Source organism: Roseivirga sp. E12, assembly GCF_017592825.1.
Classification (GTDB): domain Bacteria; phylum Bacteroidota; class Bacteroidia; order Cytophagales; family Cyclobacteriaceae; genus Roseivirga.
The window spans coordinates 117524-131212 of the sequence record NZ_JAGFMD010000001.1; the positions used below are offsets into that span (position 1 = coordinate 117524).

General features: G+C 41.3%; 11 protein-coding genes. 3 read left to right on the forward strand and 8 right to left on the reverse strand.

The window, feature by feature from the left end:
• Nucleotides 1-59 precede the first annotated feature (59 nt).
• A complete protein-coding gene (pckA, locus tag J4E76_RS00535; protein WP_208500475.1) occupies nucleotides 60-1676 on the reverse strand; it encodes a phosphoenolpyruvate carboxykinase (ATP) in 1617 nt (538 codons plus the stop codon).
• A gap of 222 nt (nucleotides 1677-1898) precedes the next feature.
• On the opposite strand from pckA, the gene J4E76_RS00540 reads away from it, so the two are divergent.
• Nucleotides 1899-3437 carry a peptide MFS transporter gene (locus J4E76_RS00540; RefSeq protein WP_208500476.1) on the forward strand — a complete coding sequence of 513 codons (1539 nt, stop codon included), beginning with the start codon at nucleotides 1899-1901 and terminating at the stop codon, nucleotides 3435-3437.
• A gap of 58 nt (nucleotides 3438-3495) precedes the next feature.
• Nucleotides 3496-6345, forward strand: coding sequence for a pitrilysin family protein (locus J4E76_RS00545; protein WP_208500478.1), 2850 nt, complete (start codon nucleotides 3496-3498; stop codon nucleotides 6343-6345).
• A 61-nt stretch (nucleotides 6346-6406) separates the two neighbouring features.
• Here J4E76_RS00545 and J4E76_RS00550 read toward each other — a convergent pair whose 3' ends face one another.
• The 4 genes from J4E76_RS00550 to J4E76_RS00565 are packed head-to-tail and all read right to left on the reverse strand — an operon-like array spanning nucleotide 6407 to nucleotide 9560.
• Nucleotides 6407-6991 (reverse strand): uracil-DNA glycosylase family protein, encoded by a 585-nt coding sequence (locus J4E76_RS00550; RefSeq protein ID WP_208500480.1) that lies wholly within the window; start codon nucleotides 6989-6991, stop codon nucleotides 6407-6409.
• A gap of 5 nt (nucleotides 6992-6996) precedes the next feature.
• Nucleotides 6997-8295: an MFS transporter gene (locus J4E76_RS00555; RefSeq protein WP_208500482.1), complete on the reverse strand. Its 1299-nt coding sequence runs from the start codon at nucleotides 8293-8295 to the stop codon at nucleotides 6997-6999.
• Complete coding sequence (locus J4E76_RS00560; RefSeq protein WP_208500484.1) at nucleotides 8295-8849, reverse strand: GNAT family N-acetyltransferase; 555 nt, start codon at nucleotides 8847-8849, stop codon at nucleotides 8295-8297. The genes J4E76_RS00555 and J4E76_RS00560 overlap by 1 nt, the downstream gene beginning before the upstream one ends.
• A gap of 21 nt (nucleotides 8850-8870) precedes the next feature.
• Nucleotides 8871-9560, reverse strand: coding sequence for a hypothetical protein (locus J4E76_RS00565; RefSeq protein WP_208500486.1), 690 nt, complete (start codon nucleotides 9558-9560; stop codon nucleotides 8871-8873).
• A 110-nt stretch (nucleotides 9561-9670) separates the two neighbouring features.
• On the opposite strand from J4E76_RS00565, the gene J4E76_RS00570 reads away from it, so the two are divergent.
• Nucleotides 9671-10282, forward strand: a complete 612-nt coding sequence (locus J4E76_RS00570; protein ID WP_208500487.1) for a trimeric intracellular cation channel family protein — start codon at nucleotides 9671-9673, stop codon at nucleotides 10280-10282.
• 4 nt (nucleotides 10283-10286) lie between these two features.
• On the opposite strand, the gene J4E76_RS00575 is transcribed toward J4E76_RS00570, so the two are convergent.
• From J4E76_RS00575 to J4E76_RS00585, 3 genes are all read right to left on the reverse strand, one after another.
• Nucleotides 10287-11930 (reverse strand): AMP-binding protein, encoded by a 1644-nt coding sequence (locus J4E76_RS00575; RefSeq protein ID WP_208500489.1) that lies wholly within the window; start codon nucleotides 11928-11930, stop codon nucleotides 10287-10289.
• A gap of 64 nt (nucleotides 11931-11994) precedes the next feature.
• The gene (locus J4E76_RS00580) at nucleotides 11995-13008 is read right to left on the reverse strand and encodes a hypothetical protein (RefSeq protein WP_208500491.1); all 1014 of its coding nucleotides are present in this window, start codon (nucleotides 13006-13008) and stop codon (nucleotides 11995-11997) included.
• 82 nt (nucleotides 13009-13090) lie between these two features.
• The gene (locus J4E76_RS00585) at nucleotides 13091-13663 is read right to left on the reverse strand and encodes a hypothetical protein (RefSeq protein WP_208500493.1); all 573 of its coding nucleotides are present in this window, start codon (nucleotides 13661-13663) and stop codon (nucleotides 13091-13093) included.
• Nucleotides 13664-13689 lie beyond the last annotated feature (26 nt).

Sequence of the window (13689 nt, forward strand, 5' to 3'; positions counted from 1 at the left end):
TTTTGTACAAAAAAAGCCTATCCAATAGGACAGGCTTTCTAGCTTCTATAGTTAATAGTCTATTTGTAATCTTCTCTTGGCTTTGGAGACCCAGCCATGATCTCATCATTAGCATAAGATTCAAACTTGCTAAAGTTGTTCTGGAACATTCTAGCTAGTTTGTTAGAGGTTTCGTAGAAACCGTCATCATTCTTCCATGTCTCCCTAGCACTGAGTATTTCACTAGGTACATCAGGACATGTCATTGGAATTTCAGCACCAAAGATTGAATGCTTTCTGTAACCAACATTATCTAATACACCTGAAAGTGCAGCTGAAATCATTGCTCTAGTGTATCTCAACTTAATTCTAGAACCAACACCATAAGGTCCGCCAGTCCAACCAGTATTGATTAGCCAAACGTTGACATCGTGCTCCTCCATTTTCTTACCAAGCATTTCAGCATACTCAGTAGGGTGGAGTGGCATAAACGGTGCTCCAAAACATGCTGAGAATACGGGCTGTGGCTCAGTCACTCCAGCTTCAGTACCTGCTACTTTTGAAGTGTAACCAGAAATAAAGTGATACATCGCTTGTCCTTTATTCAATCTCAAGATTGGAGGCATTACACCGAAAGCATCACATGTTAAGAAGAATATGTTTTTAGGGATTCCTCCGATTGAAGGTTCTGCAATGTTGTTAATATGGTTGAGAGGGTAAGAAACTCTTGTGTTTTCAGTTACCTCGGTATTCGCATAGTCAACACTTCTAGTACCAGGGTGGAACCTTGTATTTTCAACAATCGCTCCATACTTAATGGCTCTGTAAATGTCTGGTTCGTTTTCTTCCGTAAGGTCGATGGCTTTTGCGTAGCAACCTCCTTCAAAATTGAATACATTCTTAGATGTCCAACCGTGCTCGTCATCACCAATGAGCAATCGATTTGGGTCTGCAGATAGAGTAGTCTTACCAGTACCTGAAAGACCAAAGAATACTGCAGTGTCTCTTTCTTCAATACCCATGTTAGAAGAACAGTGCATTGGTAAAACGCCATCCTCAGTAGGTAATAAGAAGTTGAGTACAGAGAAAATCCCTTTTTTCATCTCACCAGAGTACTCAGTGCCACCGATAAGAATCATTCTCTTAGTGAAGTTTACAATTGCGAAATTTTCCTGTCTTGTTCCGTCAGTCGCAGGGTCTGCTTTGAATTCAGGACATGAGATAATCGTGAAGTTTGGCTCGAAGTCAGGTAACTTATATGCATCAGGCTTGATGAACATATTGTTGCAGAAGAGGTTGTGCCAAGCCATAGTGTTGACAACTCTTAGCTTGAGTCTGTGCGTTTTGTCGGCTCCAGCGTAAGCATCTCTCACGTATACTTTACGGTCTTCAAGGTGCTTGATCATCTTGTTGTAGATGATATCGAAAGATTCTGGAGAAATTCCGATGTTGATGTCGCCCCACCAAACCTTCTCCTCAGTAGACTCATCTCTTACGATAAATCGGTCTTTAGGAGAACGTCCTGTGAACTTGCCAGTATCGCACATTAATGCGCCTGTGTCTGTCAAATGCCCTTCGCCATTTTGAATGGCTTCTTCGATTAACTCAGTGGGGCTGAGGTTCCAATGTGCTTCTTTAACTTTAATTCCGGCTGTTTCAAGCCCAGCTTTGTTGGATTTTATTCCAGTTTCTAGCATGATTTTTGGTTAATTTTCTCTCTTTGTGAAAACGATTGCAAAAGTAACTATAGGTATTTAAAATACCTCCTAAATATACCTGAAAAACTTGTTGGTGATAGACTTTTTGATCAATGGAAATCAGGTAAAATTGGCGGTATGAGCCATTTATTAAAATACGATTTGTAAAATGCTTTGACTCATGTTAGATTCAAAGGTTATTCTAAAACGAAAAAATTAACTATGTCAGATCAGAAGACGATTTGGGGACACCCTAGGGGACTAGCAACCTTGTTCTTTACAGAAATGTGGGAACGGTTCAGTTACTACGGTATGCGAGCCCTTCTCATTTTATTTATGGCCACCGCGGTATCAGATGGTGGTTTGGGCTTTGATGATAAAACATCAGGAGCAATCTATGGACTTTATACCATGGGGGTTTACTTGCTCGCTTTGCCCGGAGGTTGGTTAGCCGATCGTTTATTTGGTCTTAAAAAGTCCGTTTGGTATGGTGGTATTATCATCGCATTAGGACACTTTACAATGGGTATCCCTGGAATTCTCCAGTTATTCTCTGGTGCAGCTGAAAAGGCTGAACTCTCAGCATTAGATACCAACGCCTTTTTTCTGGGGCTGATTTTAATCGTAGTTGGTACAGGCTTATTAAAGCCAAACATTAGTTCAATCGTAGGGCAACTCTATGCTCCTGGAGATAGTAAGCGTGATGCGGGCTTCTCAATATTCTATATGGGAATTAACATTGGTGCCTTCGCGGCTCCACTGCTAACCAGTTCTGTTGCTGAGTATAACTGGCATTTAGGCTTTGGTCTTGCAGGCTTTGGTATGGTGTTGGGTCTTATTCAATACCGATTGACTTCGGGTACTCTAGCGGATGTAGGTAATGCTCCTGTGGTGGAGACACCTCAGGAAAAAGAATCTCAGAGTTCACTAAAAAAGATTACTACGGCAATTGTAGGGGTAATTGGTATCCTTGTAGTGCTCATGTTCTCAGGAGTAATTCCTGTGAATGCTGAAGCTATTGCCAACATATCAGGTATCATTATAGCTGTTGTAGCATTCTCATACCTTGGATATATAATTGTTCTTGGAGGCTTAGAGAAAAGTGATAGAAATAAGGTAATTGCCATTGGGGTAGTTTTTATCTTCTCAGCGGTGTTCTGGTCTGGTTTTGAGCAAGCAGGTTCTACCTTGAATCTCTTTGCAGATCGCTTTACCGATCGCTCTATCTTTGGGTGGGAAATGCCTGCAGGCTGGTTCCAGTCTGTTAACTCAACTTTCATTATCCTTTTTGCTCCATTCTTCGGTGCAATGTGGATTTGGTTGGCTAAAAGAAATTTAGAGCCGAGTTCTCCATTGAAGTTCTTCTTTGGACTATTTGGCGTGGCAGCAGGCTTCTTCGTGATGTACTTCGCAGCTAAGATTGCTGCTTCTGGAGACATGGCAGCACCTACTTGGTTAATCTTTACTTATTTGTTCCATACATGGGGCGAATTAAGTTTAAGCCCTGTTGGCTTGAGTTTAACAACGAAACTTGCACCAAAAGGCTATCAAGGCCAAATGATGGGTATCTGGTTCCTTTCAGTATCACTTGGTAATTTGTTAGCAGGCCTGATCGCTGGTGAAGCAAGTGGAGGAGATGCGGAAGCATTGGCCAATATGCCTTCTCAGTATATGACCATTGTACTGACCACCTTTGGAGCAGCACTGCTATTGCTCGCACTGAATAAACCACTGAGGAAACTCATGGGAGACGTTCACTAAAGACTTTTAAGCCTCGACCTAGTCGAGGCTTTTTTATAACATTTAAATCCTAATCATTATGAAACACAATCTTAAGAAATTAAGCGGTCTCCTGATGCTACTCCTGTTTGTAGCAACAGCTTGCGATGTGTCCGTTGATTCATCTTCAGATGAATTCTCTGTGGACTACAAGAAGTACACTTTAGAGAATGGTCTTGAAGTAGTATTACATCAAGATACTTCCGACCCAATGGTGGCAGTCGCAGTGCTCTACCACGTAGGTTCAAACAGAGAGAAAGTAGGCAAGACTGGTTTTGCACACTTCTTTGAGCATATGTTATTCCAAAATTCTGAAAATGTAGGAGCAGGGAATTTCATTAAAAACATGAATGACCTTGGCGGTACCTTCAACGGAGGTACTTGGACTGACGGTACGGTTTATTTCGAAACGGTGCCAAGTGATGCACTGGAGCAAGTACTTTGGATGGAGTCTGACAGAATGGGCTTTTTCATTAATACGGTTTCTGAATGGGGACTTGAGAACGAGAAGCAGGTTGTTAAGAATGAAAAGAGGCAAGGGGTAGATAACAGACCTTATGGACATAAAGAATATGTTCAGCTTACAAACCTTTATCCAGAAGGTCACCCATACAGTTGGGATGTGATTGGTAGTTTGGAAGACCTTCAGAATGCTACTGTTGACGATGTTAGAGAATTCTATGAAAAGTGGTATGGTGTTAATAATGCCACATTGGTCATTGCCGGAGATATTGATGAAGCTGATGCTGAAGCATTAGTAGAAAAGTATTTTGGCGAGTTAGAGCCAAGAGCAGAGGTAGAGGCTATTGAGCCTATGCCAGCTGTGCTGAATGCAAACAAGCTTCTTTTTCATGAAGACAAGTTTGCTAACCTTCCTGATTTAGAAATGGTTTGGCCAACTGTTGAAAAGTACCACCCTGATATGTGGGCACTGGATCTATTAGGTCAAATACTAACAGATGGAAAGAAGTCCGCTTTGTACAAGGTGATTGTTGAAGAAAAGAAGCTAGCACCATCGGTATTTGCTTTCAATAGTTCTAATGAGATCGCAGGAACATTCAAGCTAGGCGCTAGAGCTTTTGATGGTACTAACTTAAACGACCTGAAGGCTGCTTTAGATGAGGCTTTCACAAAGTTTGAAACTGAAGGCTTCTCTGATGCTGATTTAGATAGAATTAAGATTGGACTAGAAACAGGGCTTTACAATTCTGCATCGAGTGTTTTCAGTAAGGCATATCAACTAGCTGACTATAACACCTTCGCAGGTGACCCGGGGTATATTACTACAGACTTGAAGAACAGCTTGGCTGTGACAAGAGAAGACATTATGCGTGTGTACAACCAGTATATCAAAGGTCAGAATTTCTTGGCTACAAGCTTTGTTCCGGTAGGGCAAGGAGATTTGGTACTAGATGGTTCTGTTAAGGCATCGGTAGTTGAAGAAGCTATTGTACAAGGTGCTGAGGGCAACCTTGATAAGTATGAGAAGGATGTTGAGTTTGTAAAGACTGCTTCTAAGATTGACAGAAGTACAGCCCCTCCGCTGAAAGGTGAGTTAAGTTTTGCCCCACCTTCAATCTCTAAGGCGGAGTTGGTTAACGGAATGGATGTGTTACATATCTATCAAGATGAGCTTCCTATGGCGCAGTTTAGTATCCGTATCAAGGGAGGAATGCTACTTGATCAGCCAGAAAAGGTTGGTACGTCAGCCTTATTAGATAACATGATGATGGAGGGTACAGCAACCAAAACTCCACAAGAACTACAAGAGGCAATTGGCCAACTTGGTGCAAGTGTTAGAGTATTTACGTCTCAGGAATACATGACGATCTCCGGTAACTGCTTGGCTAAGAATTATGATAAAGTCTTAGAGTTAGTTCATGAAGTGATTACTCAGCCTCGCTGGGACGAGACTGAATTTGAAAGGGTTAAGAGTTCGGCTCTGAACTCCATCCAACAAAGGAATGCCAACCCGAATGCTATTGCATCAAAGGTCTTTAATAAGGTCTTGTATGGTGAGGATCATATTTTCGCAAACCCAGTTTCAGGAACATCTGCGTCCGTAAGTGGTATTACCCTAGATGACTTAAAAGCATACTATGAAAGCAACTTTTCGCCATCAATTGCTTCTTTTCACTTTGTAGGAGCAATCAGCGAGGCAGATGTTGTTAAGTCTCTGGATATATTTGACGATTGGGAAAGTAAAGAGGTGAGCTTTCCATCATACGAGATAAAAGCACCTTCCCTTGACTCCAGAATTTATTTTGTGGACTATCCTGAGGCTAAGCAATCGGTGATAAACATAGGTCGTGTAAGCATGGAAGGAGATAACAGCGATTATGCCGCAGCTACCATGGCCAATTATAAATTAGGTGCTGGCTCTGGATCTATTCTTTTCAGGAAACTAAGACTAGAGAAAGGCTATACTTATGGTGCCTTCTCAAACTACTCTAGAAAGCAGAACGGAACATCATTCACAGCAGCATCGAGTGTTAGAAGTAATGTCACTAAGGAGTCTGTTGAGCTCTTCAAGGAGATTTTAGATAACTATGGCGATGAATTTTCTGAGGACGATATGAACTCTACCAGGACTTCAATTCTGAGAAGCAACACCCAGTCATATGAGACATTGGGCAGTTTGGTGGGGATACTTCAAAACATTTCTACTTACGACTTACCATTAGATTATGTACAGAAAGATGAGGCTACGCTGAAGTCTATGGATGTGGCAGAAGCCAAAAGGTTAATTGCCGAATATATGAACCCTGATAAGCTGATATATGTGGTGGTAGGAGATGGTAAAACTCAACTGAAAAGATTGAATAATGTTGGTCTAGGAAAGCCAGTATTGGTCAATAAGGATGATGAAAGCTTAGTCATCAAGAAGTAAGATAAAGCGATTAGTAAAAAGCTCTTTCATATACTGAAAGAGCTTTTTTTATATCTGATAATTAGCGTATGATTTCCTTAACGGTGCGCTGCAGTTCGGGAACAACGGATTCCTCGAACCAAGAATTCTTCCGCATCCATATGCCATTTCGAGGCGATGGATGTACCAGACAAAAGTACTCTGGTAAATAAGATTCGAAGTTTCTCACTGTTTCTGTAAGTGTAGCTTCCGTTCGCTTTCCCAAGTAATAATTCTGGGCATACTGCCCGATAAGGAGCGTGAGCTTAATGTTTTGTAAATGGCCGAAGATCTTGGTGTGCCATTCTGGGGCACATTCAGGACGTGGAGGAAGGTCGCCTGATTTTCCTTTTCCAGGGTAGCAAAAGCCCATGGGTACTATTCCGAAAAGCTCAGTGTCGTAGAATTGCTCATCAGTGACACCGAGCCACTTCCTTAAGTTTCTTCCAGATGCATCGTCCCAAGGGATACCCGAGGCGTGTACTTTAGTACCTGGCGCTTGCCCAATAACTAGGATTCTAGAGTTTTCGCTAAGCGAAACCACTGGATTAGGTTCGTGCGGAAACTTCCCTTTACAAATTTGACATTCTTTGATGTCTCTGAGCAGTTCAGAAAATGATTGAGCCATATGCTTTAGCCTTGCTGTTTCTTAAGTGTAAATAAACGAAACGAAAGCAGAAAGATTAAGAGTAAAAGCCCTGCTGCCGTATAGAAGGTTACGTTGCCGACAATTCCAAAGAGCCAACCACCTAGTAAGAGCCCTAGAATACTGGCCAAGCTACCTACACTGTTGGCAACTCCTTGGACAGCACCTTGTTGTTCGTCTCCCGCATATTTGGAGAGTAGAGATAGGAACGAAGGCCACATAAGGCCATTACCTAAGGCAAAGAAAGTAAGAGCCCCATAAGTGAAAACAATATTAGATGAACCGATTAATAGGAAGTTTGCGACTAGCAGAAGGCTTCCAATTGTGATAAGGAATTCATCTGACACTCTTTTTGATAATTGACTTAGAATTGGACCTTGGACTAGAATCAGTAAGCCACTCATTATTGAAAAAAAGATTCCAAGATCAAAAGCAGACCAATCTAATGCTTTTAGAGCGTGCATTGGGAAGGATACATAGAAGAAACTAAAACCGAGAAAGGTTAGAAAGTAAATCAAGAGCATAAAGGGTATGTTCTTAATCTTTAAAACAGCTCTTAAGCCCTTTTCAGGACAGTCTTCTACTTCATAGCAATCCTTTTGTTCGGTAGCGAAGAGTTTCCGAAGCTTAAACTGACTCAAATCTGGCTTGACTAAATCAGTTTTGGATTCTGGAAGTCTGAACCAAATGACGTAGAGTGCTACGATGGATATGAGCATTGCAGCACCTACAGGAATAGCCTCCTTAAACTCAGTTGCTCCGAGTAAACCAGCGATGGAAGGTCCTAAAATGAAACCAAGACTCGATGACATGGCCATTTTACCGAAATTGGCCTTTCTGTTTTCATCTGTTGAAACATCAGAGAGATAGGCATTGGCAACAGAGATGTTTCCCCCAGTAATGCCATCAAGAGCCCTTGCCGCGAAAAGAATGATCAAGGGGAGGGTAAGTGCAAAACTTCCAATTGAAGTGCCGTTTGCCTCAAATAAGACTGTCTTTGGTGCAAACAAGGCTACCATAAAGATGATCCAGGCGAGGAGAGTACCTGCCTGACTTATGAAGAGTATACGCTTTCTGCCATACTTATCGGACCATCGTCCAAGTACTGGAGCACCAAAGAATTGAAAAGCAGGGTAGACCGAGCCCATTATACCGTAGATAAACTCATTACCTCCGAAATCATTTACCAAGAAAACCAGAAAGGGCAGAACTATACTATAACCTAATGTCCCTATGAAATTGACGGCCAATACAGGGAATAGGGTGGGTTTACTGCTAACTGCCATTACAATAGGTGTTCAATTGAGGTGATTGGTTTAATTTCCAAAGGCTCAGCGCTGTTATCACCCAAATCCAAATCCCACCAGCTGGTATTATGCCATTTTCCAAGTTTAAAGCCTATGCCTTTCATTTCACCTATATGTTTGAAGCCAAGACTCTTATGAAATTCAACGCTGGGGTCATTAGGGAGTGTAATTACAGCCAGAGCCTTTCTGAAGCCCATTTCCTTAAGTAAATCTAACAGTTTAGTGTAGAGTAGGCGTGCTATTCCTCGCCTTTTGAAGTCGGGATGTACGTAGACCGTCACTTCCTGATTCCATTGATAGGCCTGTCTTGATCTATGACTTGTGCCATAGGCATAACCTACAATTTGATCATTAACCTCGGCTACCAGCCAAGGTGATTTTTCAGAATAAATCTTGATTCGTTCAGTAAAAGTCGAAACGGTCGGTACTTCTGTTTCAAAAGAAGTAGCGGTTTCCAAAACGATGGATGCATAAATTTTCAACAGGTCCTGTGCGTCTGATGAGTGCACGAATCGAATGTTGATTGAAGACATGAACCAATTTAAATAATTTCGTCAAATGGAGGCATTACTTTTATAGAATGGATTGATATACTTTTTGACTTTGAAGTAGAGACCTATTGTAAACAGTTCATTAATGATAAAGAGGGTGGCTATGCCTATAATGGCTTCATCAAGGATTCCTTTTTGTACCATTAAGTACTCTAGAAGTACGAATGGTGGGCCAAAAAGAATATAGGGTAAGAATAGAAAGTACAAGAGGAACCAAAGTATCCTCCGTTTATTCTTTATTGCCTTAAAGGCGGTGATTAGGGGAGGGATGCAGATCGCAAAAAGAATTATGGTTACAATGATTTGCGTGTTGATGCCACCTTCGAATAACCTAGAAGTAGCGTAGAGCTCATCGTTAAAACCAAGTATAGGGCCCGACATGCGCTGAGCAGGCATTTGTGCAAAGATCAGAGCAAAACCAAGATGATTATGAAAGGTAGATGATCTCTTTTTTAGGAAATATGCCCCTACATACATCATAATGAATGAAAAAACAGGGCCTGCATATGTAGCTATGTAAGACTTGGGAGTTCCATCACAGGTTGTCACGAATGAATTGAAAGTTTTGTAGCCCCAATCTCCACATACAAGGAAGCCTACAAAGTGATGAACTAACTCGTGAAGAGAGGCATATAGCATTGTGATACAGTATAATGCTAGGCAATATTTCCAATTAAGTTTGAGGTTGACCATGGTTAGACGTTTGGTCATTTGAGAACATAAATGATAAAAATGTTGCAGCAAGATAATTTCGCAATGTCATCAGAAGAATAATCATATCTTCGCACAAAAATTAGGAGGTCATGGAAGCGAGCGAATTGATTTATATCGTTGATTTGGCAGGAACATGTGTTTTTGCCATTAGTGGTTGGCTTTTGGCTTCTAAAAAGCAGTTGGATTTTTTTGGTGCTTCAGTGATAGCTTTTGTTACAGCGATAGGTGGAGGAACTATTAGAGATCTACTTATTGGTAGTCAGCCTGTTGGCTGGTTACAAGATACGAACTACCTCTTGGTCATAGGGCTGGGAATTTTGGCAGGAATGTTCTTTAAAAGAGTCTTTGAAAGGTTAAGGAAGACCATGTTTCTTTTTGACTCAATCGGTATTGGGCTGTTTACCATTTTGGGTATACAGAAGACCTTGGCGCTCGGTCTGTCTCCACTGGTGGCTTTGATTATGGGTACTATTTCTGCTGTTTTCGGAGGAGTACTTAGGGATACTTTTGTTAATGAAATCCCCTTGATCTTTCGAAGGGAGATTTACGCAACGGTATGTCTTGTTGGAGGAGGCTTGTATCTTCTATTAGGACAGACAAGCCTTGCCCCAAACATTCAAATGATTATCACCATCCTATTCATTATCGCGATCAGGATTCTTGTGGTGGTCAGGAATTGGTCATTGCCCTCTATTAAATAACAGGCTATTCATAAACCACCTTATCAGCTGACTCAAACCATTTCCCATACATTTCCATATGGATGGCCTCGACTCGATTACGTTTCACTTTTAGCGTAGGGGTTAGGAGGCCATTGTCCACAGACCATTCCTCTTTCATTATGATTGCTTTAGCTATTTTTTCAAACTTCTCGAGCTTAGGATTGAGTGAGTTGATGCTGTTTTGCAATGACTCTTCCAGTTCGGCCTTGCTTTTGGGCCTGCCAAGTTCCGATACTACAATGAGCGCAATGGGCTGAGGTATTCCAGTCCCAACCACACAGATCTGATCTATGTCTCCATTCTTTAATAGCTCCAATTCAATAGGTGCAGGACTGATGTATTTCCCTTTGTCAGTTTTGAACTGATCTTTCACACGGCCAGTGATGGAAAGAAAACCATCATGGTCAAACTCCCCAATGTCGCCAGTCTTTAGAAAACCATCTTCAGAGAACATTTCAGCCGTTTTTTCGGGCTCTTTGTAATAGCCCTTCATCAAACAATCGTTCTTGATGAGTATTTCTCCTTCTTCTGAAAGTTTTGAAGTAACTCCAGGAAGCGGACGGCCTACCGTGCCGAATTTATTCGCACCCGGTAAATTGAAATGGGAGAGTATACAATCTTCCGTCATACCATAAGCCTGATTGATTTCTATACCCAGTTTGGCATACCACTCTTGTAAGCTTTTGGCAATAGGAGCTGCCCCTGAAAAGTTGGCTACTGACGCAGAAAGCCCCAATTTCTGTCTGATTTTCTTTTTGATAATACTTCCAATAATTGGTAGGCCAGTCAATCGATCGAGCTTCTTTTGTGGCATCTTTTCAAGTAACTTTTCCTGAAATTTTTGCCAGATTCTCGGCACACCAAAAAAGGTCTCAGGCTGTACCAATGCCAGGTCTTCACCGAAAGTATCTAGAGATTCTGGGAAACTCACGGCTGCACCTCTATAAATAGCTGATAACTCTATTCCCGCTCTTTCGGCAATGTGGGTCATTGGCAGGTAGGAAAAATAGCGAGGCTGGCTTGGCATTTTTATAGCTTCAACAGCTGTGGTAATCAGGGTGTTAAAAGAGCCAACTGTATGCATAACACCTTTAGGGTTTCCTGTGGTACCTGAGGTATACATAATGGTCATTAGCTCATCAGGATTCTGAGTAGTCAAACCTTCCAATGGTTCGTGCGAACCTACCAACTGATCCCAGCCATGTTGTTCATTGACTCCATACAGTTCCACTCCAATGATTGGGATATCAGGGATTCCGGCTCTCTGCTGACTGTAATCATCGAGTTTGCCCACAAAAATGGCCTTTGACTCACTATGAATAAGAATTTCTTTAATGGAGTCAGCACCAAGGGTTGGATATATTGGAATGGATATGCATCCTGCCATCATTATGGCCAAGTCGGACATGATCCAGTGGGCACAGTTCTTAGAAAGGATCGCTACATGGCTACCCTCGGGAAGACCCATTCTCTCCAAAGCGGATGCAGTCTTACGGATTTCCTGATCAGCTTGCTCAAAAGTGTATTCCTTAAATACACGATTGATAGGTTGTCTTAAGAAGGTTTTCTGGGGCGTAGTATTTACCCAATGGGCAAAGGCCTCCAATGGAGTGTTGAATCTTTCCATAAGTGAGTTAGAATTTGGCTAACAGAAATATAGCGAAAAACTACGGACACGGATAATGAAAGCCTCAGAAAACCCAGCCGATTCTAAAGTTGAAATCTAAGTTTGCCGAGAGCCGAGTGCTTGCCCTATTAGAATCATGCGCCACATCGAACCATTCCCAATTGCCATCGCTAAATAGAAAGTTCGGGTTGGCACCAATTACTCTGGTTTCTCGATATCTTAAGCCAACACCAAAGAATGCATCAATGACTAGTCTATCTGAGAGGTAATGCTCAACTCCAATTCTAGGAGTTAAAGAGAAAAACCGCTTCTCAACTGGCAGTAATTGGGTGATTTGATCATTTTGAAAATCATCATCATCAAAATTGGCCGGAATCAAAAAGTCATATTCCGCTTCATGGTCTTTTCTAAGGTACTGTAAACTCAGAGAGGTATAGATTCTAGACTTTTCTTGATTTCGTAAGTAGTACTTTGGATTGAGCTCTATTCTGAATCCACTGGCATTTCTAGAGTAATTGGTGTTGGCAGCTAGTAAATATCTCAGGTTGGTTTGGAGGGCAAACAGTTCTCCAAACAGCCGTTGGTAACCAATTTCGATTCCAGGATGATATATTCCGATAATTGCAGTGGGTGTAATCGATAATCGATTTTTGAAGTTGAGACGCTCCTTTGGCATGGGATAGTAGGGGAGGTAACTGATTTCCGTATTGTCCATGTCGACATATACCCTTTTAGGGTAAGTGAATTTTTTACCACTGATCTCGTCCACCACCAAACCACCTAGGTATGGAGTAAATAGATTGAGGGCATATGTCCAGCTCTTTCTGGCCTGAATATCAAAGGTTCTTGAGCTTGAGTCATTAAAGAGGACCACATTGAATGGGTGTTTTTCTTTTTTAACGACAAATTCTAACTCTGTTTTAGGAAGGCTCCGTAGTGTATCACCCTCATATATAAGTTTGACAGATTCTGTAGACCGTACGGACACCACCTGATGTGGGCGATTCAATAAAGTGGCACAAGATGAGCAACCGAAGGCGACTGCAATAAACAGTAAAAGTAGTTTTGGTCTTTTCAAATCAAGAATGTTTATGCAACACTGTTGCAATTTATATTTATTAACTGATAATTCAAGATTTCAGTATATAGCCAATGACTTTTTATTCTTGATGTGCTGCTTTGTAGAGGTTTATGGCTCTGGTATAATTCAGAGCACCCTGCTTGGTTTGATCATAGAGAAACCCATCAAGTTCAGGGTGATTCTCTTTTATATAGTTGACTATTTTTGATCGGTTGCTATCCCAAAGATCCCAATTAAAGAGAACAAATTCTCCGGTTTCAATGCTATAGATTTTACCATCTTTGAAGCTAAAACGATCACGGTAAATAGTAGGTTCTTCGTTCAGGAATAGAATTCGAGGATCGGATTTAGATACTTCTACTATAATATCATTGTCTGCCTCTTCTATTGCTATGACATCATACTTTGGTCTAAATACAGAATCCCATTGAAGTTTTATATAGAAACTGTCCTTTGAAGCGACATACAGATAGTCGTTCTCCTTCATTCTGATGCTATCGTAAAAGTAGTTTGGTATAGCTTCTAACTCGAAGTTATTTAATGAGGAAAAGTATGCTTTGATCAACTCCTTTTCCTCTGAATCTTGAACTTTTGAATTACAAGACAACAGCATCAAAGTGAAAAGGCTAAGTAGTAGAAATAATCTTTTCATAGGGGAGAGGATTAGGGTATTGAATG